The organism is Streptomyces sp. NPDC048481 (assembly GCF_043200075.1).
In the GTDB taxonomy this organism is placed as follows: domain Bacteria; phylum Actinomycetota; class Actinomycetes; order Streptomycetales; family Streptomycetaceae; genus Streptomyces.
The window spans coordinates 79,126-101,525 of sequence record NZ_JBICXC010000001.1; the positions used below are offsets into that span (position 1 = coordinate 79,126).

The following is a 22,400-nucleotide window of genomic DNA, read 5'->3' on the forward strand; positions in this document are numbered from 1 at the left end:
TGAGCAGTTACGGGGGATTCGGAGCAGGTGGTTCGGGTATGTCTGGTCCCATGCAGGGGTCAGTGGGATCTCCGAGCCCGAGCGAACACGAGACCGTCGGCGCCTACGCCCTCGGCATCCTCGACGACGCCGAGGCAACCGCTTTCGAGATGCACCTCGCCGGGTGCGAGTGGTGCGCCCAGCAGCTCGACGAGCTCGCCGGGATGGAACCGATGCTGGCCGCCCTCGCGGACCTGCCGGGCACCGGCACACCCGCGATCGGCGACTCCCTGTCCGCCCGGCCCAGCCCGCGCCTCGCGGAACGCCTGGTCGACGAGGTGTCCGAGCGCCGCGCGCAAAAGCGCCGCCGTTCGTTCTTCCTGGTGGCGGCCGCGGCCGCGCTGATCATCGGCGGTCCGCTCACCGTGCTCGCGGCGACCGGCGGCGACGACGGGGGCAAGGGCGTCGAGGCGAGCGCCACGAAGTCCGCGAACACCGCCAAGTCGACGTTCGACACGCTCGCCGGCCGTGTCTCGGCGACCGACCCGGGCTCGAAGGTCTCGGCGACCGTCGCCATGGGCGAGAAGACCTGGGGCACCGAGATCGGCGTCGAGCTGAAGAACGTGTCGGGTCCGGAGAAGTGCTCGCTCATCGCCGTCGGCAAGAACGGCGAGCGCGAGACGGTCTCCTCCTGGTCGGTCCCCGCGTGGGGATACGGGCTGCCGAACGCCAAGACCGAGCAGGCCAAGAACCCGCTCTACGTCATGGGCGGCGCCGCCTTCAAGGCCAACGAGATCGACCACTTCGAGGTCATGACCTTCGAGGGCAAGAAGCTCGTCCAGATCGACGCGTAGCCGCGCATGGCTTCGCGGGCCCCCTTCGCGTACGGTTGACGGCTGCCCAGCACGTCAGAAGGGGGCCCGGTGGCCGTTCAGGCACAGCAGGAGACCGCGGTCGGATCGGTCCGGGAAAACGCGCCGGATTCGGTGCGGGACCGAGAGATCAACGTCGAACAGGAACACCTCGACCGGGTGTACCGACGCCTCGAGGAGAAGATCCACGAGGCGGAGTTCCTCATGAACGACGCCGCACGGCGCGGGCAGGTCGGCACGCCCGGCGCCCTCGCCGAGCGGGACGCGCAGGTGTTCCGCGCCGGCGTCCACCTCAACCGGCTGAACAACGAGTTCGAGGACTTCCTCTTCGGACGGATCGACCTGCTCCTCGGCAAGGACGGCAAGAAGGGCGCGGACGGCGCCTACACCGCCGTCGAGCCCGCGGAGGGGGCGGTCCGGCCCGACGACACGGCCGACATCGCCGAGACCCTCCACATCGGCCGGATCGGCGTCCTCGACTCCGAGTACGCGCCGCTGGTCATCGACTGGAGGGCCCCCGCGGCCGCCCCCTTCTACCGGTCCACCCCGGTCGACCCGGGGCGCGTGGTGCGACGCCGCGTGATCCGCTCCAAGGGACGGCGCGTCCTCGGCGTCGAGGACGACCTGATGCGGCCCGAGCTGAAGGCCTTCCTCGACGGCGAGCAATTGCCCGTCATCGGCGACGGCGCCCTCATGGCCGCCCTCGGCCAGGCCCGTGGCCACACCATGCGCGACATCGTCGCCTCCATCCAGGCCGAGCAGGACCTGGTCATCCGCGCCCCCGCCGCCTCCGTGACCTACGTCGAGGGCGGGCCGGGCACCGGCAAGACCGCCGTCGCCCTGCACCGGGCCGCCTACCTGCTCTACCAGGACCGGCGCCGGTACGCGGGCGGCATCCTGATCGTCTCGCCCACCCCGCTGCTCGTGGCCTACACCGAGGGCGTCCTGCCCTCGCTGGGCGAGGAGGGCCAGGTCGCCGTCCGCGCCCTCGGCTCCCTCGTCGACGGCGCCGAGGCCACCCTGTACGACTCCCCGGCGGTCGCCCGCGCCAAGGGCTCGTACCGGATGCTGAAGGTGCTGCGCAAGGCCGCGCGCGGAGCCCTGGAGAGCGGCGACGCCGGCCGGGGCGTCACCCGCCCGGCCCAGCCGGTCCAGCCGACCCTCGACATGTCCGACGAGCCCGGCGCGCCCGACGGGACGGCCGCGCCCGCCGGCACCCCCACCCGCCTGCGCGTCGTCGCCTTCGGCCGCCGCCTGGAGCTGGAGGCCGCCGACCTCGACCGCGTCCGGCAGAGCGCCCTCAGCGGCACCGCCCCGGTGAACCTGCTGCGCCCGCGCGCCCGCAAGCTCCTCCTGGACGCCCTGTGGGAGCGCTCCGGCGCGGCCGGCCGGCACAGCGACCCCGAGCTGGCCGCCGAACTGCGCTCCTCCTTCGACGAGGACGTCAGCACCGAGGACGCGTTCATCGCGTTCCTCGACGCCTGGTGGCCCGAGCTGACCCCGCGGTCCGTCCTGGCGGCCATGGCCGACGAGCGCAGGCTCGGCCGCTGGGCCCGCCGCATCCTCAACCCCGGCGAGGTCCGCAAGGTCGCCCGCTCCCTCAAGCGCGACGGGCTCTCCGTGCACGACATCGCCATGCTCGACGAGCTCCAGGCGATCCTCGGCACCCCGGCCCGCCCGCGCAGGAGACGCGAGCTGGACCCGCTGGACCAGCTCACCGGCCTGGAGGAGCTGATGCCGGTGCGCGAGGAGACCCAGCGTGAGCGCGCCGAGCGGCTCGCCCAGGAGCGCACCGAGTACGCGCACGTCATCGTCGACGAGGCGCAGGACCTCACCCCCATGCAGTGGCGCATGGTCGGCCGCCGCGGCCGGCACGCCACCTGGACGGTCGTCGGGGACCCGGCCCAGTCCTCCTGGTCCGACCCCGACGAGGCGGCCGAGGCCCGCGACGAGGCCCTCGGCTCGCGCCCCCGGCGCCGCTTCCGGCTGACGGTGAACTACCGCAACCCGGCCGAGATCGCCGAGCTGGCCGCCAGGGTGCTGGCGCTGGCCATGCCGGGTGCCGAGTCCCCGTCGGCGGTCAGGTCGACGGGTGTCGTGCCCCGGTTCACGGCCGTCCGCGGCTCCCTGGCGTCGACCGTGCGCGCGGAGGCCGAACGCCTCCTCGAACGGGTCGACGGGACCGTCGGCGTCGTCGTCGCGATGAACCGCCGGGAGGAGGCCAGGCGCTGGCTGGCCGGGCTCGGCGACCGCGTCGTGGCCCTCGGCAGCCTGGAGGCCAAGGGCCTGGAGTACGACGCCACGGTCGTCGTCTCGCCCGCGGAGATCGCGGACGAGTCCCCGGCCGGCCTGCGGGTGCTGTACGTCGCCCTGACCCGGGCCACCCAGCAGCTGACCGTGGTGTCGGGCGACCGGGACGAACCGGACGCGAACGGCGTGCCCGACCTCCTGCGGGACTGAGCGAGCGCTCCCGGCCGGATTCGTCGCGACGAAGTGCGCGGACGGGAATGGCGTTCGGGCATCCGTTTGTTAGCCTGGACGTGACACCGGCTCGATCCAAGCCCCCGGGCCCAACCTTCGTCGCTACGAGCGACCACTTGCCGCGAGGCGAGCATGGCGGGCCGGTGTCGTGAACGACGGAGAGGCCCGCGCCACCTGGTGGCGCGGGCCTCTTCCCTGTGCGGGCCGGACCCGTCCGAGAACAAAACGATCGCAATCAGGGGCGGCTTTCACGTACTCGCCGGTAGGTGCGACGATCGGACGGCAAACCCGCGATCCAGCAGTGCAGAGGAAGTCGGCCATGGCAACGGCGCCCAGCGTCTCCTACTCGATGACGGTCCGGCTGGAGGTGCCCGCGAGCGGAACCGCGGTCTCCCAGCTCACCACGGCCGTCGAGTCCAACGGAGGCTCGGTGACCGGCCTCGACGTCACCGCCTCCGGCCACGAGAAGCTGCGCATCGACGTCACCATCGCGGCCACCTCGACCGCGCACGCCGACGAGATCGTCGAACAGCTGCGCCACATCGAGGGCGTCACCCTCGGCAAGGTCTCCGACCGCACCTTCCTGATGCACCTCGGCGGCAAGATCGAGATGCAGTCCAAGCACCCCATCCGCAACCGTGACGACCTCTCCATGGTCTACACGCCGGGTGTGGCCCGCGTCTGCATGGCGATCGCCGAGAACCCCGAGGACGCGCGCCGCCTCACCATCAAGCGCAACTCCGTTGCGGTAGTGACGGACGGCTCGGCCGTGCTGGGCCTGGGCAACATCGGCCCGAAGGCCGCGCTGCCGGTCATGGAGGGCAAGGCGGCCCTCTTCAAGCGGTTCGCCGGCATCGACGCCTGGCCGCTGTGCCTGGACACCCAGGACACCGACGCGATCGTCGAGATCGTCAAGGCCATCGCCCCCGGCTTCGCGGGCATCAACCTGGAGGACATCTCCGCACCCCGCTGCTTCGAGATCGAGGCCCGGCTGCGCGAGGCCCTCGACATCCCCGTCTTCCACGACGACCAGCACGGCACCGCGATCGTCGTCCTCGCCTCCCTCACGAACGCCCTGCGTGTCGTGGGCAAGGGCGTCGGGGACGTGCGGGTCGTCATGTCGGGCGCGGGCGCGGCCGGCACGGCCATCCTCAAGCTGCTGCTGGCGGCCGGCGTCAAGAACGCGGTCGTCGCCGACATCCACGGCGTGGTGCACGCCGACCGCGAGGACCTTCTCGACGCGGCCCCCGACTCCGCGCTGCGCTGGATCGCGGACAACACCAACCCCGAGGGCCTCACCGGCACCCTGAAGCAGGCGGTGCGCGGCGCGGACGTCTTCATCGGCGTCTCCGCCCCGAACGTCCTCGACGGCGACGACGTGGCCGCCATGGCCGAGGGCGCCATCGTGTTCGCGCTCGCGAATCCGGACCCGGAGGTCGACCCGGCGGTCGCCCGCCGGACGGCCGCGGTCGTGGCCACCGGCCGCTCCGACTTCCCCAACCAGATCAACAACGTGCTGGTCTTCCCGGGCGTCTTCCGCGGCCTGCTGGACGCGCAGTCCCGCACCGTCAACACGGAGATGATGCTCGCGGCGGCCAAGGCCCTCGCGGACGTCGTGAGCGAGGACGAGCTGAACGCGAACTACATCATCCCGAGCGTCTTCAACGACAAGGTCGCGGGCGCCGTGGCCGGCGCCGTACGGGAGGCCGCGAAGGCGGCGGGCGCCTCGGCCTCGTAGGCTCTGTGGCATGGCCTGTGGGGGCCGCGGCGGCTGTGAGGATCGCCACGGCGGCCCCCGCGACGGCGCGTCGCGGAACCTCGCGCCGTGAGCGGCCCTCTAGGGTTGCGGCCTGGCGCGCCTTCGTGTGACACACATGGGTTGTCTCACGCCTGAGTGCGGGTGCCGGATTGGCTTTCCCGCCGCAGGTAGGGGCAGGATGCGTCCCTGGGCGCGAGCACATCGACTTCGCTGTGCCCCACATGCGGCTCCGCCGCGTGGCACGCCTCAACGGCAAGAAGAACACGGGAGTAACAACATGAACCGCAGTGAGCTGGTGGCCGCGCTGGCCGACCGCGCCGAGGTGACCCGCAAGGACGCCGACGCAGTGCTGGCCGCGTTCGCCGAGGTCGTCGGCGACATCGTCTCCAAGGGCGACGAGAAGGTCACCATCCCCGGCTTCCTGACCTTCGAGCGCACCCACCGTGCCGCTCGCACCGCGCGCAACCCGCAGACCGGCGACCCGATCCAGATCCCGGCCGGCTTCAGCGTGAAGGTCTCCGCGGGCAGCAAGCTCAAGGAAGCCGCCAAGGGCAAGTAAGCGCCTCCGCTGAGAACGCTGATGGGGCGGTACCCGGACTCCGGGTACCGCCCCATCGTGGTTCTCGTGCCGCCGCGGGGGCGGACCAGCCCTAGCCGAGCGCCTTGCCCGGCAGCTCGACCTTCGCACCCAGCTCGACGAGCTTGTCCATGAAGTTCTCGTAGCCGCGGTTGATCAGGTCGATGCCGTGCACGCGCGAGGTGCCCTGGGCCGCGAGGGCGGCGATCAGGTACGAGAAGCCGCCGCGCAGGTCGGGGATGACGAGATCGGCGCCCTGGAGCTTCGTGGGGCCCGACACGACCGCGGAGTGCAGGAAGTTGCGCTGGCCGAAGCGGCAGTTCGAGCCGCCCAGGCACTCCCGGTAGAGCTGGATGTGCGCGCCCATCTGGTTGAGCGCGGAGGTGAAGCCCAGCCGGGACTCGTACACCGTCTCGTGGACGATCGACAGGCCCGTGGCCTGGGTGAGGGCCACCACCAGCGGCTGCTGCCAGTCGGTCTGGAAGCCGGGGTGCACGTCCGTCTCCAGCGCGATGGACTTCAGGTGGCCGCCGGGGTGCCAGAAGCGGATGCCCTCGTCGTCGATCTCGAACGCGCCGCCCACCTTGCGGTAGGTGTTCAGGAACGTCATCATCGACCGCTGCTGGGCGCCGCGGACGTAGATGTCGCCCTCGGTCGCCAGCGCCGCGGACGCCCAGGAGGCGGCCTCCAGCCGGTCCGACAGCGCCGCGTGGTTGTAGCCGCCGAGCTTGTCGACGCCGGTGATGCGGATCGTGCGGTCGGTGTCCATCGCGATGATGGCGCCCATCTTCTGCAGCACGCAGATGAGGTCCTCGATCTCCGGCTCGACCGCCGCGTTCGCCAGCTCGGTGACGCCCTCCGCCAGGACCGCCGTCAGCAGCACCTGCTCGGTCGCGCCCACCGACGGGTACGGCAGCACGATCTTCGTGCCGCGCAGCCGCTGCGGGGCCTCCAGGTACTGGCCGTCCGCCCGCTTCTCGATCTTCGCGCCGAACTGGCGCAGCACGTCGAAGTGGAAGTCGATCGGCCGGCCGCCGATGTCGCAGCCGCCGAGGCCCGGGATGAAGGCGTGGCCGAGGCGGTGCAGCAGCGGGCCGCAGAACAGGATCGGGATGCGGCTGGAGCCCGCGTGGGCATCGATGTCGGCGACGTTGGCGCTCTCGACGTAGGTCGGGTCGAGCACCAGCTCGCCCGGCTCCTCGCCCGGACGGACCGTCACCCCGTGCAGTTGCAGCAGGCCGCGTACGACGCGCACGTCACGGATGTCCGGCACGTTGCGCAGCCGGCTCGGCTCACTGCCCAGCAGGGCGGCGACCATGGCCTTGGGTACGAGGTTCTTCGCACCGCGGACCCGGATCTCGCCCTCGAGCGGGGTTCCGCCGTGGACAAGCAGTACGTCGTCAGAGCCGTTGACGGTCATGTGTCTCGCGTTCCATGGATGGTGGACTGGGGCAGGGGCCGTTGGGTGGGGGCAGGGCCAGAGGAGACAGAGTAATCGCCGTCCACCCCTGTGCCGTAAGCCCGAGGGCGGTCCCGGGACGTCATGGCTGTGTCACAACACGAACCGTTTCCCGGCGGCCACGAGGGGTCACCGCCGGCCGCCCGTGCCACCCCGTGCGCCCGCACCGCACCCACGCGCCCGACCTGCCCGCACGCTCGTCCCCGCATCGGCTCCCCACATCACGGGAAGATGCGGGATCATGTCTGGCATGACCGAGGTGTCCTCGCTCACAGGACGGCTGCTCGTGGCAACGCCCGCCCTGGCGGACCCGAACTTCGACCGTGCGGTGGTGCTCCTCCTCGACCACGACGAGGAGGGCTCCCTCGGCGTCGTCCTCAACCGGCCCACGCCGGTGGGGGTGAGCGACATCCTGGAGGACTGGGCGGACCTGGCCGGCGAGCCGGGCGTCGTCTTCCAGGGCGGCCCGGTGTCCCTCGACTCGGCCCTCGGGGTCGCCGTCATCCCCGGCGGCGCGGCCGTGGACGGGGCGCCGCTCGGCTGGCGCCGGGTGCACGGCGCGATCGGCCTGGTCGACCTGGAGGCCCCGCCGGAACTCCTCGCCTCCGCCCTCGGCTCCCTGCGGATCTTCGCCGGATACGCCGGCTGGGGCCCAGGCCAGCTGGAGGACGAGCTGGTGGAGGGCGCCTGGTACGTCGTGGAGTCCGAACCCGGCGACGTCTCCTCGCCGGCGCCCGAGCGGCTGTGGCGCGAGGTGCTGCGCCGCCAGCGCAGCGAACTGGCGATGGTGGCCACCTATCCGGACGACGCCTCCCTCAACTGAGGCCGCCCGCCCGGGGCCGCCCGCCCGGGGGCCCGTCCGCCCGAGGCGCGTGGGGATCACGGCCCGCCTTCAGTACGCTTGGCGCCATGAGCACTCTTGAGCCTGAGACCCAGCCCCAGCGAGGCACGGGGACGGGGACCCTCGTGGAGCCGACGCCGCAGGTGTCGCACGGCGACGGGGACCACGAGCGCTTCGCCCACTACGTCCAGAAGGACAAGATCATGGCGAGCGCCCTCGACGGGACGCCCGTCGTGGCGCTGTGCGGCAAGGTCTGGGTGCCCGGCCGCGACCCGAAGAAGTACCCCGTGTGCCCGATGTGCAAGGAGATCTTCGAGTCCATGGCGGGCGGCGGCGACGACAAGGGCAAGGGCGGCGACAAGAAGTAGCCCGTTCACTTCCCCGAGGCCCTCGGGGCGCGCTCCAACGCGCCCGGGGGCCTTCGGCGTGCCCGCGCCCGCGCCGGACGCCTCGGCGCCTCTGACCCCCCGGCCGGGCGGGCCACACGCCCGTTATCCCCAGGTCGGGAGCCGCGCCGCATTCCGGTCCCCGGTCGCGGACACCGTCGCGTCGTGTCCTTCCGCTTCCCCTTCCGGACCGCCTCGCCGATCATGTTCCGGGGATCTCGCGACGCCTTGCCGACGCGTTTTCGCCTGTGCTCGACGTGCGCTCCGCGAACGGCCCGGGAAAGCGTTTCCACGACTTCTCCCGATCCGCTTCTGCGGGGCCGGGGAGCGGGCGCCCGACAAGGCGTACGCGCTTTCCCCGCAGGCGGTCCGCACCGTCACGGCAATTGCGTTCGTGGTTTCTTCGTACTCGCACAGCGACGGCCGGCAGGCGGACCGGACGGAGCGGTCAGGGACTGATGATGGATCTCATTCCGGCGCCCCGGCGCGTCACCCGGGACACCAGTGACACCGGGAACGCCCGGAACACCCAGGACTCCCCGGACCCGGGTGTCCGCGGCCGCCTGGACGCGGACACCAGGCTGGAGGCGGGCCCCGGCACCGAGGGCGTCGCGCGGTGGCTGCGGGCGACGGTCGGCGCGGCGACGGGCCTTCCCCTCCCCGGGCACGGCCACGGCGGGTCGCGCATCAGGCTGGCCGTGGACCCGGCGCTGCCCCCCGAGGGCTACCGGCTGTCCCTGGGCGGCCCCGACCGGCTGATCGCCGGCGGCAGCGCGGCCGGCGTCTTCTGGGGGGCGCAGACGCTGCGGCAGCTGCTCGGCCCCGACGCCTTCCGCCGGGCTCCGGTGCGCCCCGGCCGCCACTGGGACCTGCCGGAGATCACCGTCGAGGACGAGCCGCGCTTCCACTGGCGCGGTCTCCTGCTCGACGTGGCCCGGCACTTCATGCCCAAGGAAGGCGTCCTGCGCTATCTGGACCTGATGGCCGCGCACAAACTCAACGTCTTCCACTTCCATCTGACGGACGACCAGGGCTGGCGCGTGGAGATCCGCAGGCATCCCCGGCTGACCGCGATCGGGTCCTGGCGCCCGCGCACGAAATTCGGCCATCGTGCCTCGCCCCTGTGGGACGAGAGGCCGCACGGCGGTTTCTACACCCAGGACGACATCCGGGAGATCGTCGCGTACGCCGCCGAACGGCATATCACCGTCGTCCCGGAAATCGACGTGCCCGGTCACTCGCAGGCAGCGATCGCCGCGTATCCGGAACTCGGCAACACCGACGTCCCCTCGGCGCGAGCGGAGGAGGGCGGCGGACTCGCCGTGTGGGACACCTGGGGCATCAGCCCGCACGTCCTCGCCCCCACCGAGGACACCCTGCGCTTCTACGAGGGGGTGTTCGAGGAGGTGCTGGAGCTGTTCCCGTCGGAGTTCGTCCACGTGGGCGGCGACGAATGCCTCAAGGACGAGTGGCGGGCCTCGCCGGCCGCGCAGGCGCGCATGAGGGAACTCGGGCTCGCCGACGAGGACGAGTTGCAGTCCTGGTTCATCGGCCACTTCGACCGGTGGCTCTCCGCGCGCGGGCGCCGCCTCATCGGCTGGGACGAGATCCTGGAGGGCGGCCTCGCGCCGGGGGCGGCCGTGTCGTCCTGGCGGGGGCGCTCCGGCGGGATCGCCGCCGCGCGGGCCGGGCACGACGTCGTGATGTGCCCCGAGCAGCACGTGTACCTCGACCACCGCCAGCACGACGGCCCGGACGAGCCCGTGCCGATCGGCTACGTGCGCACCCTGGAGGACGTCTACCGCTTCGAACCCGTTCCGTCCGAGCTGACGCCCGCGCAGGCGCGGCACGTCCTGGGCGCGCAGGCCAACCTGTGGACCGAGGCGACGGAGGACCACGCGCGCGTGGACTACCAGGCGTTCCCCCGGCTCGCCGCCTTCGCCGAGGTCGTCTGGAGCGGTCTGCCCGCACCGGCCGAGCGCGACTTCGCCGGCTTCGAGCGGCGCATGGCGGGCCACTACGGGCGGCTCGACGCCCTGGGGGTCGGCTACCGTCCGCCGTCCGGGCCCCGGCCGTGGCAGCGGCGTCCCGGCGTCCTCGGGCGTCCGATCGACGGGCCGCCCCCGAACCGGTGACGCCGTCCGCCCACGCGCGTGCGGGAGAAACCCCGGCAGGGTCACCGAAGAGTGGCAATTCGCGCACAGCGGCGATGCCGTGAGAAAACGGACCGTCTCCCGGATGACGTGGGCGAACGCCTCCTGGCGGACCCCCGCGTCCCGGTGTGACGAACATGTGCCAGAGTTGCCACGTCCGCCCTGTCAGCACGTACCGTACGGCAACACAGGTGGGACCAGGTGGGGCAGCGGGAAGGGGCAGCCGGTTTTGAGCACGCACGCACCGCAGGCGGCGCAGGCCGTCACGCTGCCCACGACACTGGACGAGGCCGTGGCGGCACTGGCCGCCATGCCCGCCGCCGTGCCCGTGGCCGGCGGCACCGACCTCATGGCGGCCGTCAACTCGGGACAGCTGAGGCCCACCGGACTGGTCGGTCTCGGCCGGATCAGCGAGATCCGCGGCTGGCAGTACCAGGACGGCCACGCCCTGCTCGGCGCGGGACTGACGCACGCCCGCATGGGCCGCCCCGACTTCGCCGCCCTCATCCCGGCCCTCGCCGCCGCCGCGCGCGCCGCGGGACCGCCCCAGATCCGCAACGCGGGCACCCTGGGCGGCAACATCGCCTCGGCCGCCCCCACGGGCGACGCGCTGCCGGTGCTGGCCGCGCTGGAGGCGACCCTGATCATCGCGGGACCGGGCGGAGCCCGCCGGGAGATCCCCGTCTCGCACCTGCTGGCCGGCGTGGACATGCTGCGCGGAGGCGAACTCATCGGGTACGTGCGCGTGCCGCTGCTGCACGCCCCGCAGGTCTTCCTCAAGGCCACCGGACGCACCGGCCCCGGCCGCGCGGTCGCCTCCGTCGCGCTGGTCCTGGACCCGGCCCGGCGCGGCGTGCGGTGCGCCGTCGGTGCCATAGCGCCGATGCCGCTGCGCCCCCTGGACGCCGAGCAGTGGGTCGCCCGGCTGATCGACTGGGACAACAGCCGCACCATCGTCCCCGAGGCCCTGACCGCCTTCGGGGAGTACGTGGCAGCCGCCTGCATCCCCGACCCCGCGCCGGGCGTCGACGGCTCCGTACCCGAACTTCCGCCCGCCGTACTGCACCTGCGGCGCACCGTCGCCGCGCTGGCCCGACGAGCACTGGGGAGGGCGCTGTCGTGAGCGACGACCAGCACGGGCCCGGACACGGACCCGAACAGGGCGACGCGCGGGACCAGGGCGCGCCGCGCGGCGGCAGCCGCTGGGACCCGCTGCCCCAGGGGGACTACGACGACGGCGCGACCGCCTTCGTCAAGCTTCCCGAGGGCGGCATCGACGCCTTCCTGGCCGCCCGCGGCGACAGCCCGCTCGCCGCGCCGGGCCACGGCTACGTGCCGCCGCAGATAGCGGTCGCGCCCCCCGAGGACCCTGCCGCGACCTGGGCCGCCCCCGCCGGCGCGGGCGACTGGCCCGCCCCGCAGGGCACCCCGCAGACCGTCGGCGACGACCGGTTCACCTACCACCCCGGCGCGACCGGCCAGTGGACCTTCGACGACGCCTCGGCGCCCGGAGGCGGGCAGCAGCCCCCGCACGCCTCCGGCCACGACGTGACCGGCCAGTGGTCGATCCCCGTGGCAGGCGGCGACCTGCCCGACGAGTCCGGCGAGTTCACCACGTCGTCCCTGGTCGAGCAGTGGGGCGGCACGCCCCCCGCCACCCTCCCCGGCGGCGCGCCCGCACCCTGGGCGACGGGCGCGCCCGAACCGGCGGAGGGGCCCTGGGGGCCGCACGCCGACGAGGCCGCACGGCAGGCGCAGGAGCAGACCGCGTTCGGCCACGCGCCGGAGCACACGCCCCCGCACGGCGTCACCCCGCACACGCCCCCGCACGACCCCGCCCCGGCGGCGTCCGACCACCGTCACACCGCGCCGGACCAGACCGCGCCGGACCACACCGCGCCGCACGCCTCCGGGCCGTACGCCCCGGAGATCTCCGCCGAGGCGTACACGGTGGCCCCGGACGGCCCCGTGGAGGCCGAGGCGGCCCCCGAGCCCGCCGAGGACGCCGGCCACGTCCAGCGGGCCCCCCAGGCCCCCGCCGACGCCCCCGCAGAGCGGACCGCCGAGGCCGCCGAGCACGCCGACGCCGGGCCCCCGGCGGACGCCCCCGCCGCCGACGACACCCCGGACGGCGCCGGGACCGCCCCGCGGCCCGACGCGACCGCCGACGCGGACCCGCACACCCAGGAGGCCTCCGGCACCGCCGAGGACCCCGACGACGACGCACCGCCGCCGTTCCACGAGGAACACCCCCTCGCCGCCTACGTGCTGCGCGTCAACGGCTCCGACCGGCCCGTCGCCGACGCCTGGATCGGCGAGTCGCTGCTCTACGTCCTGCGCGAGCGCCTCGGCCTCGCCGGCGCCAAGGACGGCTGCTCGCAGGGCGAGTGCGGGGCCTGCAACGTCCAGGTGGACGGGCGGCTCGTCGCCTCCTGCCTGGTCCCGGCCGTCACCACCGCCGGCAGCGAGATCCGCACCGTCGAGGGCCTCGCCGAGGACGGACAGCCCTCCGACGTGCAGCGGGCGCTCGCCCGGTGCGGGGCCGTGCAGTGCGGCTTCTGCGTGCCCGGCATGGCGATGACGGTCCACGACCTGCTGGAGGGCAACCCCGCCCCCACCGAGCTGGAGGCCCGCCAGGCCCTGTGCGGCAACCTGTGCCGGTGCTCGGGGTACCGGGGCGTCCTGCGGGCCGTCCAGGACGTCGTGGCCGAACGCGAGGCGAACGCCGCCGCGGACGCCGAGGCGGACGGCGACGAGGCCCGCATTCCCCACCAGGCGGGCCCGGGCGGCGGCGGCGTCCACGTGTCCGCCTTCGAGAACCCCGCGCAGCCCCACCCGCACGACCCCGCGTACGGACAGGGCCAGGACGGAGGCCAGGCGTGAGCAACGAAGCAGTCGTCGCGGCGAGCCCCGTGGAGGCCTCCGCGCCCCCGGAGCCGGTCCCGCACGGCATCGGCGCCTCCCTCCAGCCCGCCGACGCGCGTGCCAAGACCGAGGGCACCTTCCCCTACGCTGCCGACCTGTGGGCCGAGGGCCTGCTGTGGGCGGCCGTCCTGCGCTCACCGCACCCGCACGCGCGCATCCTGTCCGTCGACACGTCCCACGCGCGGGAGATGCCCGGCGTACGGGCCGTCGTCACCCATGAGGACGTCCCCGGCCGCGCCCTGCACGGCCGCGGCACGGCGGACCGGCCGGTGTTCGCCTCCGACGTCGTGCGCCACCACGGCGAGCCCATCGCGGCCGTCGCCGCCGACCACCCGGACACCGCGCGCATGGCCGCCGCCGCCGTCATCGTCGAGTACGAGCTGCTCGACCCGGTGGTCGACCCCGAACTCGCCTTCGAGGCCGAGGCACTGCACCCCGACGGCAACCTGATCCGCCACATCCCCCTGCACCACGGCGACCCCGCCGCCGCCGGCGAGATCGTCGTCGAGGGCCAGTACCGCATCGGCCGCGCCGACCCCGCCCCGATCGGCGCCGAGGCCGGTCTCGCCGTGCCCCGCCCCGACGGCGGCGTGGAGCTGTACCTCGCCTCCACCGACCCGCACACCGACCGGGACACGGCCGCCGCCTGCTACGGCCTCGAACCCGAACGGGTGAAGATCGTCGTCACCGGCGTGCCCGGCGCCACCGCCGACCGCGAGGACCAGGGCTTCCAGCTCCCGCTCGGACTGCTCGCCCTGAAGACGGGCTGCCCGGTCAAGCTCACGGCCACCCGCGAGGAGTCCTTCCTCGGCCACGCCCACCGGCACCCCACCCTGCTGCGCTACCGCCACCACGCCGACGCCGAGGGCCGGCTGGTGAAGGTCGAGGCGCAGATCCTGCTGGACGCGGGCGCGTACGCGGACACCTCCGCCGAGGCCCTGGCCGCCGCCGTCTCCTTCGCCTGCGGCCCCTACGTGGTCCCGAACGCCTTCATCGAGGGCTGGGCGGTGCGCACGAACAACCCGCCGTCGGGCCATGTACGCGGCGAGGGAGCGATGCAGGTCTGCGCCGCCTACGAGGCGCAGATGGACAAACTGGCGAAGAAACTCGGCGTGGATCCGGCCGAGCTGCGGCTGCGCAACGTGATGGCGACCGGCGACGTCCTGCCGACCGGCCAGACGGTGACCTGCCCCGCGCCCGTCGCCGAACTGCTCCAGGCCGTCCAGGAGTACCCCCTCCCGGCGCTCCCCAAGGACACGCCGGAGGAGGACTGGCTGCTGCCCGGCGGCCCCGAGGGCGCGGGCGAGCCGGGCGCTGTCCGCCGGGGCGTCGGCTACGGCCTCGGCATGGTGCACATGCTGGGCGCCGAGGGCGCGGACGAGGTCTCCACGGCGACCGTGAAGGTCCAGGACGGCGTCGCGACGGTGCTGTGCGCGGCGGTCGAGACAGGCCAGGGTTTCACGACGCTGGCCCGTCAGATCGTCCAGGAGACCCTCGGCGTCGACGAGGTCCACGTGGCCCCCGTGGACACCGACCAGCCGCCCGCGGGCCCCGGCTGCCGCGGCCGCCACACGTGGGTCTCCGGCGGCGCGGTGGAACGCGCGGCCAAGATGGTCCGCACCCAGCTTCTGCAGCCGCTGGCGCACAAGTTCGGCATGTCCACGGAACTACTGCAGATCACCGACGGCAAGATCACCTCCTACGACGGCGTCCTGTCGACGACCGTCACGGAGGAGATGCGGGGCAAGGAACTGTGGGCGACGGCGCAGTGCCGCCCGCACCCCACCGAGCCGCTGGACGCGGCCGGCCAGGGGGACGCCTTCGTCGGCCTCGCCTTCTGCGCGGTCCGCGCGGTCGTCGACGTCGACATCGAACTGGGCTCGGTGCGGGTCGTCGAACTGGCGGTCGCCCAGGACGTCGGCCGGATCCTGAACCCGGCGCAGCTCGCCGCGCGCATCGAGGCGGGCGTGACCCAGGGCGTGGGCATCGCGCTCACGGAGAACCTGCGCACCCCGCGCGGCCTGATCCGCCACCCCGACCTCACCGGTTACGCGCTGCCCACGGCCCTAGACGCCCCGGACATCCGGATCGTCAAGCTGGTCGAGGAGCGGGACGTGGTCGCGCCGTTCGGGGCGAAGGCGGCCAGCGCGGTCCCGGTGGTGACCTCGCCCGCGGCGATCGCCTCCGCCGTGCGCGCCGCGACCGGCCGCCCGGTCAACCGGCTGCCGATAAGGCCGCAGGCGGCCGTGGTGACGGACCGGTGAGCGAGCCGGATCCGGTCCCCGGCGAGCGGTACGAGCCCCCGCCGGGGCTGAGCAGGCTGCTGGCCTGGATCCTGCTGTTCCTGACCGCCGCGGTGGTCGTGGTGCTGGGCGGCGTCTACTTCACCTGACCCCCTCGCGGATCACCTGAGCCCCTCTCAGATCACCGGCCCTGTCGCCGGATTCACCCGAGATCGTCCGGTCGGCGGGGAACTCGCGGGGCCGCCCCGACGTCTGTCAGACGGGACCTGTGTCGGGCGTGCCGGGCGCTGCCGCTGGTCACAGCCGTTGTCAGTGGGTCCGCATAGGCTGCGGAGCAGTGGGACGGCGCACGCAACTTTCCGCACGGGGGACCGATGGGCACGACCAGGACCACCACCGCCACGACGACGACCACACCGACTCTCACACCGACGATCATCTTCACCGAGGACGAGCTGAACCCGTACGCCACACACGCACCGAAGCACCGCCGGCCGGCCACGACGGGCCCCGCCCTGCCCCAACGCCCGCCGCACGGCGCCCTGTCGACGTACCCGAGCGGTGAGATCCCGGCCACCTCCCTCCCGCACGACCACCCCGGCCTGCCGGCCTCCCTCCCGCTCGCGCCCGGCCTCGCCGAGCTGGTGCGCCTGGCCACGGCGGTGGACGAACTGGCGGCCCTGCGCGGCCAGTTCACCTCCTACGCGAGCCGGCTCGGCCCGAGCGCCGTGGCGGAGGCAAGGCGCGGACTGCTGGCGGTCTTCGAGCCGGACGCGACCGGCCCGCAGCACACGCGGCACGCCACGCCGGTCATGCCGGGTCTCCTTCGGCAACTGGCCGCGGTGATCCGCCCGCTGGCCCCCGCGACCGGCCCGTGCACCGCGTCAGGCCTGGCGCTGGACCTGCCGGCGCGTTTCCTGGGCGACGAGTCCGGCTCCGGCGCGATCGTCCGCTTCGACGACGTCGACTGCCCCCGGGCGCTCACCCACGCCCCCACCCGCCGCTTCCTGCGCGAACGGGGCCTGCCGGAGAGGGCCGCCCGCTTCTCGGTGGAGACGGACGCGCCCCTGCGGACCCTCGCCGAGCACGCCGCCGACACCCACGGCGACGCCCCGGCGGGACAGCGGCTCCCGGCCGGCGCCGACCGGCTGATCCGGCTGGGCACTCTGACGGCGGACACGACTCTCGTCCTGGACGGCGCCACGGGCGCGGTGCTCCTTCGGAGCGAACCGGACCTCGGCCTGCGCCCCCTCAACGCCGACATCTCGACCCTCGCCCTCACCCTCCGGCTGACCCGGCACGAGCACGCCCTGACCGCGGTGCACGCCCTGACCGCGACCTACGGCCGCCTCGCCGACACGATGTGCCGCACCCTGTCCGCGCCTCACCCGACCCTGTGCGACCCGTTGCTCGACGAGGTCCGGCAAGGTTCCGTGGCACGGTGCCCGCGGGACGAATAGGCCGGTCGCAGCGGGTCGGCACGGTTCGATCCGAGGAGTCCTGTCACCACCGTGATTCGTAGAGTCGCCGTATGACCGACGACCTCAATGCTGTTCTCGCCCGTCTCGATGCGTGGCTGGAGACCAACGCGCCCGCGGACCACACTGCCTTGAACCCTCCCGCCGCGCAGGACGACATCGACGCCATCGCCGACCGTCGGTTCCCTCTGCACCCGGATCTGGTGGCGTGGCTGGGACGTCACGACGGGGTCACCGCCACGAAGGGCCATGGCGGTCCCGGCGTCATCCTCCCCGAGGGGTTCATCCTGCACGGTGCCGAGGGAATGCGTGCCGGTCAACGATCGCTGGAGGAAGAGATCGCCGAATGGGTCGACGGGAACGAGTCGGAGGACCCGGACCTGCGGGACATCTATCAGGTGTACGGGTACTTGTTCCACGTCCGGTGGGTTCCGATCGCCACGGACATCACCGGAGGCAAGCTCATCGTCGACCACCGTGACGGAGACCGGTTCGGGAACGTGCTCCACGGTCTGCACGCCGGGGACACGGAGGCTCCGGTGAAGGTGTGGGACAGCCTGTCGCACATGTTCCGAGACCTCCTCGCCGCCCTGACCGAGGGGACGGAGATGCGCCTGCCGGGCCATGCCGATCCGGTGACGCCAAGTCTCTCCGGGACCGATGACGATGCCTTCGTGAGGTGGGGGCAGAGCGGAGCGGTGATCCCAAGCCGCGCCTGCGCTCGACCGGTCAACCGATACGGAGAATGAGACGGACGACCAAAAGGGCGGCACTCCAGAAGGAGTGCCGCCCTTTTGTGCCTGCTCAATGCCATAGAGGCCATGGCGGGAATCGAACCCGCGTAACTCGCTTTGCAGGCGAGTCCCTAAACCACTCGGGCACACGGCCGGGTCGGTCGGGGGTTCCTGGTGCGCCCCGTCCGGACTTGGTACGTCGACCGTACGGGCCGGGCGGGACGGGGCTCAAGGGATACGCCCGGCCCGCAACGGGACTGCCACACGCCGTTCATGAAACGGGCGGACGGGCCGTGGTCGTAGGACCAAGGTCCCAGGCCCGGACCCGTCCACGGACAGGGGCAGATGTCGGTGGCGCCCCTTACGCTGACGACCATGGCAGCCCTCGAACCCCGCGACACCGGTGTCGCAGACGAAGCCCGGTCCCGCCCCGCCCCGCCCGACGAGGACGGGACCGTCCTCGGGCGGGCACACCGGGCCCTCACCGTCGGGATCGTCTCCGTGGTGCTGCTCATCGCCTTCGAGGCGACCGCCGTGGGCACCGCGATGCCGGTCGCGGCACGCGACCTGGACGGGGTGTCCGTGTACGCCTTCGCGTTCTCCGGGTACTTCACGACGAGTCTGTTCGGGATGGTCTTCGCCGGACAGCTGTCGGACCGGCGGGGACCGCTCGGCGCGCTGGGCGGCGGGATAGGAGCCTTCGCGGCGGGGCTGCTGCTCTCGGGGAGCGCCCAGGTCATGTGGGTGTTCATCCTCGGCCGCGCCGTGCAGGGGCTCGGCGGCGGGCTGGTGATCGTCGCGTTGTACGTCGTCGTCGGACGGGCCTACCCGGAGCGGCTGCGGCCCGCGATCATGGCCGCGTTCGCCGCCTGCTGGGTGGTGCCGTCGGTGGTCGGGCCGCTGGCCGCCGGCGCGGTGACCGAGCACCTGGGGTGGCGGTGGGTCTTCCTGGGCATTCCCGTCCTCGTCGTCGCCCCGCTCGCGCTGGCGCTGCCCCAGATACGCCGGCGGGCGAGCGGGCCCGTGGAGGGGACGGAGGCCCCGCCCTTCGACCGGCGGCGGATCCGGCTCGCGCTCGCCATCTCCCTCGGCGCGGGGCTCCTTCAGTACGCCGCACAAGATCTGCGGCCGCTGTCGGCGGCGCCCGCCGCGGCGGGGCTCGCGCTGCTCGTGCCCGCCGTGCGCGGGCTGCTGCCGCGCGGCACCTGGCGGGCCGCCCGGGGCCTGCCCTCCGTCGTGCTCCTGCGCGGTGTGGCCGCCGGCTCCTTCATCGCCGCCGAGTCCTTCGTGCCGCTGATGCTGGTGACCCAGCGGGGGCTGAGCCCGACCCTGGCCGGGTTCTCGCTCGCCGCGGGCGGCGGCACCTGGGCCCTGGGGTCGTGGCTCCAGTCGCGGCCCTGGGCGGAGCCGTACCGCGAGCGGCTGATGGCGCTCGGGATGGTGCTGGCGGCCGCCGCCATCGCCGCCGCGCCCAGTGTGCTGCTGCCCGCGGTGCCCGCCTGGACGGTGGCCGTCGCCTGGGGCTTCGGCTGCTTCGGCATGGGGCTCGTGATCTCCTCCACCAGCGTGCTGCTGCTGAAGCTGTCCGCCCCGCAGGAGGCGGGCTCCAACTCGGCCGCCCTTCAGATCTCGGACGGCCTGTCCAACGTCCTGCTGCTGGCCGCCGGCGGCGCCGCCTTCGCCGCGCTGGGCGGCGGGAACGTGGCCCACGCGACGACGTCCGCGGCCGCCGACGGCGCCTCGCATCCGGCCGCCTTCGCCGCCGTCTTCCTCCCGATGGCCGCGGTGGCGCTCCTGGGAGCCTGGGTGACCACCCGCCTCCACCGGAACCCCGAACCCCGCGCGTGACCCGTGCGGCGGCCCGCGTGACCCGGGCGGGACCCGTAGTACCCGCGCGGCGCAGGTAGCGCTCGTGAGTCGGGGTGGTACGGGTGGCTCGGGGTGGGACCCGTAGCGCCCGCAGGGCGTGAGCAGCGCTCGTGGGCCGGGGTGGTACGGGTGGCTCGGGGTCGGACCGTAGTGCCCGTGTGGCGTGGGTGACGCCGTGAGTCGAGCGACGAAGCGGTGTACGGCCTGGTCATCGGCGTGGGGTGGGGTGTGAGGGCCCGAGTGGTTCAGGTCCCGGTGATCGCGGAGCGGCCGTGGGCTTTGTGACCTGGGTCCCAACCGCGGGCGACCGCGCGTCGTTCGCGCGTCGGCACCGCCGGGCCGCCGGTAGGGTGGCCCGGTCGTCCCGCCCGCCCGAGTCCCCCGTCCGCAAGGACGGAGTCAGCCCGCCCGTCCGCCACCCGACACGCGCATCCGCCCTTCCGACGCGCTTCGCGCGGACCCTCTTGATTCGACCCCGAACCCGGAGACCGTGACCATCACCGCCGCCACCAGCTCCACCTCCCACCACCTGTCGCCCGCCTTTCCCGGCCGCGCCCCCTGGGGCACCGCCAGCAAACTGCGCGCCTGGCAGCAGGGGGCGATGGAGAAGTACCTCCAGGAGCAGCCGCGCGACTTCCTCGCCGTCGCCACCCCTGGCGCCGGCAAGACGACCTTCGCGCTGACCCTCGCCTCCTGGCTGCTGCACCACCACGTCGTGCAGCAGGTGACCGTGGTCGCGCCGACCGAGCACCTGAAGAAGCAGTGGGCGGAGGCGGCCGCGCGGATAGGGATCCGGCTGGACCCCGAGTACAGCGCCGGGCCGCTCAGCAAGGACTACCACGGCGTCGCCGTCACGTACGCGGGCGTCGGCGTGCGGCCGATGCTGCACCGCAACCGCAGCGAGCAGCGCAAGACGCTCGTCATCCTCGACGAGATCCACCACGCCGGCGACTCCAAGTCCTGGGGCGAGGCGTGCCTGGAGGCGTTCGAGCCCGCCACCCGCCGGCTCGCGCTCACCGGCACGCCGTTCCGCTCGGACACCAACCCCATCCCCTTCGTGACGTACGAGGAGGGCAACGACGGGATCCGGCGGTCCGCCGCCGACTACACCTACGGGTACGGGTCGGCGCTCGCCGACAACGTGGTGCGGCCGGTCATCTTCCTCTCCTACAGCGGCAACATGCGCTGGCGGACGAAGGCTGGCGACGAGATCGCCGCGCGGCTCGGCGAGCCGATGACCAAGGACGCGATCAGCCAGGCCTGGCGCACCGCCCTCGATCCGCGCGGCGAGTGGATGCCCAGCGTGCTGCGCGCCGCCGACCAGCGGCTCACCGAGGTCAGGAAGGCGATCCCGGACGCCGGCGCGCTCGTCATCGCCTCCGACCAGGACTCCGCCCGCGCCTACGCCAAGCTCATCCGGGAGATCACCGGCTCGAAGGCCACCCTCGTCCTGTCCGACGACACCGGCGCGTCCCGCCGCATCGACGACTTCAGCGCCGGCGACGACCGGTGGATGGTCGCGGTGCGGATGGTGTCCGAGGGCGTCGACGTGCCGCGCCTCGCGGTCGGGGTCTACGCCACGACGATCTCCACGCCCCTCTTCTTCGCCCAGGCCGTCGGCCGTTTCGTGCGGTCCCGGCGGCGCGGCGAGACCGCCTCCGTCTTCCTCCCCACCGTGCCCGACCTGCTCACCTTCGCCAACGAGATGGAGGTCGAGCGCGACCACGCCCTCGACAAGCCCAAGAAGGAGGGCGAGGAGGACCCGTACGCCGAGTCCGAGAAGGAGATGGACGAGGCGAACAAGGAGCAGGACGAGGACACCGGCGAGCAGGAGCAGTTCGCCTTCGAGGCGCTGGAGTCCGAGGCCGTCTTCGACCGGGTGATGTACAACGGGGCCGAGTTCGGCATGCAGGCCCACCCGGGCAGCGAGGAGGAGCAGGACTACCTCGGCATCCCGGGCCTGCTCGAACCCGACCAGGTGCAACTGCTGCTGCAGAAGCGCCAGGCCAAGCAGATCGCGCACAGCAGGAAGAAGCCCGACAGCGAGGCCGACCTGCTGGAACTGCCCGCCGAGCGGCGGCCGGTGGTCTCCCACAAGGAGATGATGGAGCTGCGCAAGCAGCTCAACACGATGGTCGGCGCGTACGTCCACCAGAGCGGCAAGCCCCACGGTGTGATCCACACCGAACTGCGGCGCGTGTGCGGCGGACCGCCCAGCGCGGAGGCGACGGCGGGCCAGCTGCGGCAGCGGATCGCCAAGGTGCAGGAGTGGGCCACCCGCATGCGCTGACCCCCTCTCCCGCCCGCCCTCCTCGTCCGCGCGCCTCTCTTGCCCCTCCTCCGCGCCTTCCTTGCCCCCTCCTCCGCGCGCCTCTCTTGCCCCCTCTCCCGGTCGCGCCCTGCCAGGGGCGCGCGGCCGGGGGCGTGCTCCGTACGTATCGGGACAAAGGCAGGAAGTCCGTCCCGGCCACTGACCGGATTCTGGACGGAGCCTTCCGCTCAGCGAACCTGCTTCGCTACTGTCCCGCTACGCACACGCCCCGTGGCAGCGCCGCCGCGGAGCGCAGCCGTGAAGCGACCGGGTCCGGACACGCCGGACCCGTCTGTCGATCGGCGGCCTCTGTGGCGCGTCACTGACGGGACT

Annotated in this window: 16 protein-coding genes and 1 tRNA gene; 15 read left to right on the top strand and 2 right to left on the bottom strand. The window is 73.3% G+C overall.

The window, feature by feature from the left end:
* The first annotated feature begins 50 nt into the window (after positions 1–50).
* The 4 genes from ACGFSH_RS00295 (at position 51) to ACGFSH_RS00310 (ending at position 5,650) form a co-directional block, all read left to right on the top strand.
* The gene (locus ACGFSH_RS00295) at positions 51–833 is read left to right on the top strand and encodes an anti-sigma factor family protein (protein ID WP_393343432.1); all 783 of its coding nucleotides are present in this window, start codon (positions 51–53) and stop codon (positions 831–833) included.
* Positions 834–902: 69 nt separating this feature from the next.
* On the top strand, positions 903–3,311 hold the full coding sequence (locus ACGFSH_RS00300; RefSeq protein WP_393343434.1) for a HelD family protein: 2,409 nt from the start codon (positions 903–905) through the stop codon (positions 3,309–3,311).
* A gap of 340 nt (positions 3,312–3,651) precedes the next feature.
* Positions 3,652–5,070: an NAD-dependent malic enzyme gene (locus ACGFSH_RS00305; RefSeq protein ID WP_393343436.1), complete on the top strand. Its 1,419-nt coding sequence runs from the start codon at positions 3,652–3,654 to the stop codon at positions 5,068–5,070.
* Positions 5,071–5,368: 298 nt separating this feature from the next.
* Entirely contained in the window at positions 5,369–5,650 is a 282-nt protein-coding gene (locus ACGFSH_RS00310; protein WP_086770499.1) for an HU family DNA-binding protein, read from the top strand.
* Positions 5,651–5,741: 91 nt separating this feature from the next.
* Here the strand turns inward: ACGFSH_RS00310 and murA are convergent, their stop codons facing one another.
* On the bottom strand, positions 5,742–7,088 hold the full coding sequence (murA, locus tag ACGFSH_RS00315) for a UDP-N-acetylglucosamine 1-carboxyvinyltransferase (protein WP_256908909.1): 1,347 nt from the start codon (positions 7,086–7,088) through the stop codon (positions 5,742–5,744).
* Positions 7,089–7,377: 289 nt separating this feature from the next.
* Between murA and ACGFSH_RS00320 the strand changes: the two genes are divergently transcribed.
* The 9 genes from ACGFSH_RS00320 (at position 7,378) to ACGFSH_RS00360 (ending at position 17,902) form a co-directional block, all read left to right on the top strand.
* Positions 7,378–7,950, top strand: a complete 573-nt coding sequence (locus ACGFSH_RS00320) for a YqgE/AlgH family protein (RefSeq protein ID WP_256908918.1) — start codon at positions 7,378–7,380, stop codon at positions 7,948–7,950.
* An 86-nt stretch (positions 7,951–8,036) separates the two neighbouring features.
* Complete coding sequence (locus ACGFSH_RS00325; RefSeq protein ID WP_069773379.1) at positions 8,037–8,336, top strand: DUF3039 domain-containing protein; 300 nt, start codon at positions 8,037–8,039, stop codon at positions 8,334–8,336.
* Between the two features lie 476 nt (positions 8,337–8,812).
* The gene (locus ACGFSH_RS00330; protein WP_393343439.1) at positions 8,813–10,489 is read left to right on the top strand and encodes a beta-N-acetylhexosaminidase; all 1,677 of its coding nucleotides are present in this window, start codon (positions 8,813–8,815) and stop codon (positions 10,487–10,489) included.
* Between the two features lie 247 nt (positions 10,490–10,736).
* Positions 10,737–11,630: an FAD binding domain-containing protein gene (locus ACGFSH_RS00335; RefSeq protein WP_329410460.1), complete on the top strand. Its 894-nt coding sequence runs from the start codon at positions 10,737–10,739 to the stop codon at positions 11,628–11,630.
* On the top strand, positions 11,627–13,390 hold the full coding sequence (locus ACGFSH_RS00340) for a 2Fe-2S iron-sulfur cluster-binding protein (RefSeq protein ID WP_393343442.1): 1,764 nt from the start codon (positions 11,627–11,629) through the stop codon (positions 13,388–13,390). Before ACGFSH_RS00335 ends, ACGFSH_RS00340 begins: the two co-directional genes overlap by 4 nt.
* Positions 13,387–15,696 (top strand): xanthine dehydrogenase family protein molybdopterin-binding subunit, encoded by a 2,310-nt coding sequence (locus ACGFSH_RS00345; RefSeq protein WP_393343444.1) that lies wholly within the window; start codon positions 13,387–13,389, stop codon positions 15,694–15,696. Before ACGFSH_RS00340 ends, ACGFSH_RS00345 begins: the two co-directional genes overlap by 4 nt.
* A complete protein-coding gene (locus ACGFSH_RS00350; RefSeq protein WP_393343446.1) occupies positions 15,693–15,824 on the top strand; it encodes a hypothetical protein in 132 nt (43 codons plus the stop codon). Before ACGFSH_RS00345 ends, ACGFSH_RS00350 begins: the two co-directional genes overlap by 4 nt.
* Positions 15,825–16,049: 225 nt before the next feature.
* A complete protein-coding gene (locus ACGFSH_RS00355; RefSeq protein WP_393343448.1) occupies positions 16,050–17,135 on the top strand; it encodes an SUKH-4 family immunity protein in 1,086 nt (361 codons plus the stop codon).
* Positions 17,136–17,206: 71 nt separating this feature from the next.
* Entirely contained in the window at positions 17,207–17,902 is a 696-nt protein-coding gene (locus ACGFSH_RS00360; RefSeq protein ID WP_393343450.1) for an SMI1/KNR4 family protein, read from the top strand.
* A 67-nt stretch (positions 17,903–17,969) separates the two neighbouring features.
* Here ACGFSH_RS00360 and ACGFSH_RS00365 read toward each other — a convergent pair.
* Positions 17,970–18,041 (bottom strand) — tRNA-Cys (locus ACGFSH_RS00365).
* A gap of 221 nt (positions 18,042–18,262) precedes the next feature.
* Here ACGFSH_RS00365 and ACGFSH_RS00370 point away from each other — a divergent pair.
* Entirely contained in the window at positions 18,263–19,735 is a 1,473-nt protein-coding gene (locus ACGFSH_RS00370; RefSeq protein ID WP_393343452.1) for an MFS transporter, read from the top strand.
* Positions 19,736–20,246: 511 nt separating this feature from the next.
* The gene (locus tag ACGFSH_RS00375) at positions 20,247–22,046 is read left to right on the top strand and encodes a DEAD/DEAH box helicase (protein WP_393343454.1); all 1,800 of its coding nucleotides are present in this window, start codon (positions 20,247–20,249) and stop codon (positions 22,044–22,046) included.
* The last annotated feature ends 354 nt before the right edge of the window (positions 22,047–22,400 follow it).